The following is a 4,339-nucleotide window of genomic DNA, read 5'->3' as shown; positions in this document are numbered from 1 at the left end:
GCTGTTGCCAGTAACTACTACTTAGGTCTGCATATCCTATCGGGTCGCCTGCATGATATATCTGGTTATTCCCTACATAAATTGCAACGTGCGTTACATAAGTACCAGCGTTATAGGTAGAATGGAAAAACACCAAGTCCCCAGCCTTTGCCTGCGAAAGCGGAAGATGTTGGGTAGCGTCATATTGTGCTTGTGCTGTTCTCGGTAAGGAGATACCAGCTTTTCCATAACACCATTGCGTCAGTCCCGAGCAGTCAAAGGAAGTGTTGGGATTGCTACCGCCATACACATATTTCCAGCCTTGATATTTTAACGCTTCATTCATTACCTTTTGTGCCAGCTCTCCCGATACCTGCGGAACAGTTAAATACTGATTGACTAATTCCACATAGAACATATTTCCATAGCCATACCGCCAGCCCCCGTTCTTTGCAACGGCTATCGGGTTGGTGTAGGTTACTTTCTTTCCACCCGATTTCTCACGGGCGAAGCTCTCTGCAAGATTAAAGGTATATTTCTTTCCTTTTCCTGCCACATATCCCACATAACCACCGCCATAATTATAGGACTGTATCGCTACATTCAAGTCGTCGATACCTTGATTTTGGCAGGAAGAAAGCAGGGACGCAAAATATTTACACCCCTGCTTGATTGAACTTTCGGTATCTAAAGAGTTGGGTGGTAGTCCCAAACTTTCCGAACTCTGCATAACATCTTCTGCCGTACCGCCACTTTCTACTTGAATGATAGCAAGTAGCACATTGACATACTCGGAGATACCGTTTTCTCTGGCGTATTTTTCCACCATAGGCTGATGTTTCAAAACTTCTGCGGATAAATTCATAACCGTAATGCCAGAAGAAAAGTTGCTGTTTTCGTCGTCGCTGTCCGCACTAATGAGGACACCAAAGAACAGCACCAGAGAAAAGAGGATAGGAAACAGACTGCCAATAAGAGCGATATGTTTCAGTTTCATTTTTTCTTCTGTCCTTTCTTCATTACAAGGTTACGGTTCTTTTCGGTATGTTCCGTTGTACGCTTTGATTGTTCAAAGGTCTGTGCCTTTGTGGTACGCTCTGCTTTGTAATTCTGGTGTGTTTCCTGCGATACCACTTTTTCTACATTCTGCCTATGTGCTGGCTGTATAGGCTGGGACGCTTTTCTATCAGAAGCACCAGAAGATAACGGACGCTCTTTGATAACACTTGTCTTGACTGGCTCGCTTGCTTTTGAAGTGGTCGCTGTGGCAGGGCGTTTGATTTCCTGCGTTTTTTCTGTACTCGGCTTTGGAATGGTTGAAGCTGTGGCTGGTCGCTCATGGGGACGGGTAGCTCCCGTTGTCGCTGATCCGTCAGCCTTTCGCTGTGCCTGCCTAGCTTCTTGTGCTTTTTGAAGCTCCATACGCTTGTCAGCGATATTTTGTCTATGCTGTTCCTGCTTTTCCAATCGTCCCGTCTGTCTGGACTTCTGTTCCTGCACCATGCCACGCTTGAAATCTGATACGCTGGACTTTGCCTTTTCCTTTGCGGAATATACCGCATAAGCGGTCTGTGTCGGCATATCCTTGATGTTTTCTTTGACAGCATTTGCCTTGTCTTTCACTTTATTTTTCGTATCTAAGACAGCACCCACCTTTGAGCCTGCTCGCTGTCCCATGCTGGAAGTGGTATTGCCCCGATTTTCTTTAGAAGCTGTATTTTTTCTTTCCGCTCGTTTGCCAGCAACGGCACTTCCAGCCACCGCACCAGCCACACCACCCGAAATACCGCCAGCACTTACTGCCCTTGCAATACGGTGTTCCATACGCCTAGCCCTATGTCGCATAAACAGATACGGTCTGCGGAAAATCCTGCGTCCCATGCTTTGACTGTCGTTAGCATTCAAAGAGAACATACTCATTAAGTCGCCCAGCTTCATGTAGATACCAGCGAAACACACTATCTGCAAGAACGCCACCATGAAAAACGGATAGTCCGTAGATATGTTATAAAACATACTGGAAATACTGAACGCCACCGTTACAATGAGCGTTATTCCTGCCCGTGTCATTATGGTATTAAATACCCTTACGATTGCCTGCTTTGCCATGCTTTCATAGCTCGGTATCATAGAGAGCAAGAAACTAATAGGCAGGAACATAGCGAAGATAATAAAAAGTATCTGGCTAAATAACATCATGCCCGTAAGCAAGAATACAAATATCGTGATACCTAAGTTGAAGAACAAGAGGAAGAACACCATACCTAAACGGTTTACCACCTGCGGTATCGTCAGATTGTTATTGTCGTTATCCTCGATTTCTGTTTTCACGACTTCCTCTCTGGTCTTGCCGTCCTCGTCCTCTGGGCTTGCCGATACGAGAGCTTCCACACGGTCTGTCCCGATTTCCTCTGCGTTGCTGTTCCCGAATTGTAAGAGTAACCACGGCTGTTCCACTTGAATGGAAAATAAGCTGTCCCGTATCAAGTCCACGCTGTCCTTGCCCTCGCTGTCAGAGTTGGGGAGCATGATTTTTGTTCCCAAGTCAAGTGAAGCGGTACTGATGTCTGATGAAAACTCATTTATCTTTTTGATGTAATCGGGAGCATAGGCAATAAATGAAGCAGACAACACGAATACCACCACAAAGTTGATAACGGCGTGAAGTGCTTTGCTTGTTTCCCGTTTTATCAGTCCCGTATAGGCAACATAAAGTCCCACCACTAAGATAATGAGAAGCAGAAAACCAACATAGAAGCCAGAGCTGGAAAAACCGTTTGCCGTAACACCTGCAAGGGTCTGTATGCTCTTTCCGATACTGTCTGCCATATCGTTAATGAAGTCTAATTTATAGGCTTCCTGCACCACATAGCCCGTGGCATTGCTCAAATAAAGGCTTATCGTCCAGACAAAGTTGGTAATGCAGTAAAGCCCGTACTGTACCGATTTTCCAATCCCGTCCAGCCAGTTCCACGGAAGCCACGACCAGCTATTATCTACATAAAAATCAAGCTGGTAGTTGGAAAGGGGATATTTTGAGTAAAGATTTTCTGTGTTTATGGTATCGTCCACAAGCCCCGTCGCATGAGCCACCGTCCCCAGAAGTGAAAGCAGGATAAGGGAGAGTGCCACGACAAACAGAGCCATTTTGAGAAAGTGGAAAATCTTCTTTTTTGTGAACGCACCTTTTATCCTTTCTTTCATCACTCCACCTCATTTCTCTGTACGGGCGGTCTGGTATCAAAGGCGTGTAGCAGTTCTTCAAAGACGGGATGTATCTGTACTACACCCACACGCCCGTATAAGTCCTGCAATAAGCATTGTCCGTTCTCCAAATCACGCAAGCGTTTCTGGTTGTTCTCGTCGTCCTTGTCGATACCGAAAAACTCTAAGGTCTGCTTTATCTCGTTTATATCTGTGCTTCTAAAGGCAAACTTCAAGCCGATATTGTTTTTCAGACTTTCCTTTGCCACGTCCCCAGAAGATTGTGTAACGAAATACACGCCTGCCTGCATAGCTCGTCCAGCACGAACCAGCTTGTTAGAGAGCGTTTCTCCTTGTGCCACATTTAAGAACGCCCACGCTTCGTCAAGGTCTACAATCTTAAAAATGCTTCTGTCCGAATGGATAAAATCAAGGGCAAAGGTACTAATCACAATCAGCATAGACACCGACAATAATTCAATGGTCGTGTATTCCTCAAAAGTGGTATCTTTATCTGGCAGTACAAGGTCGGCTACTTGAATGATATTGAGCTGATTATCCAGACTGATAGCATTTTCTACCGTACCGTCCGAAAACAGCAGGTGTGCAAAATCATAGTCCGTAAAACTGTCGATATGGTCTGCGATATTTCTTGATACTGGTGTATCTTCTTTTCGCAATTCTTCAATGACGTGTAACAGTCCTCCTTTTTCGCTTTGGGTAACGGAACGCACCGCCTTACGAAGTACGGGGAATTTTTCGCCGTCCCTAGAAGAAATACCCGTAAGGAATGTCAAGATGTCGATTGCCAGACTTTCAGCGTCTTTTACATTCTTCATAATCACGAATGGGTCAAGAAGTCCTGCATTGTCCTTGTCGCTGGTAAGGTTTACGATATTGATTTCATGGGCGATTTCTGGGAGTGTTTCTTTCCAGTTGCCTCTCTCGGCTTTGGGGTCTAAAATGACTGCTTGACCGCCAAACAGCACCGCATAATATACCAGAAGATTGTTACAGAACGATTTTCCACCGCCAAGCGAACCGACAAAAGCAGAAGCTAAAGCGTTGGTAACTGTGCCTTTCACACCTTGACTGGCAAGGGACGGTTGCAGGTACACATTTCTTCCCGTATCAACGGAATAGCCCATATAGATAC

General features: G+C 45.3%; 3 protein-coding genes. All 3 read right to left on the bottom strand.

The genetic code is table 11. The features are described from left to right. Positions 1-976, bottom strand: a 976-nt coding sequence (locus LJE11_RS18575; protein WP_227296373.1) for a C40 family peptidase, incomplete at its 3' end; no start/stop codon positions are given. Beyond that, positions 973-3,183 (bottom strand): CD3337/EF1877 family mobilome membrane protein, encoded by a 2,211-nt coding sequence (locus LJE11_RS18570; RefSeq protein ID WP_055223599.1) that lies wholly within the window; start codon positions 3,181-3,183, stop codon positions 973-975. The genes LJE11_RS18570 and LJE11_RS18575, both read right to left, overlap by 4 nt. After that, positions 3,183-4,339, bottom strand: a 1,157-nt coding sequence (locus LJE11_RS18565) for an ATP-binding protein (protein ID WP_227296371.1), incomplete at its 5' end; no start/stop codon positions are given. The genes LJE11_RS18570 and LJE11_RS18565, both read right to left, overlap by 1 nt.

The sequence above is a fragment of the Blautia sp. DFI.1.216 genome (assembly GCF_020594215.1).
Lineage (GTDB): Bacteria > Bacillota > Clostridia > Lachnospirales > Lachnospiraceae > Blautia_A > Blautia_A wexlerae.
Note: the sequence above shows the minus strand (reverse complement) of the source record. Positions and strands in the feature narration are given on the sequence as shown.

What these genes read in the sequence shown, in the direction of transcription:
- LJE11_RS18570 (WP_055223599.1), bottom strand. Translation starts at nt 3,183, where the DNA reads ATGAAAGAAAGGATAAAAGGTGCGTTCACAAAAAAGAAGATTTTCCAC.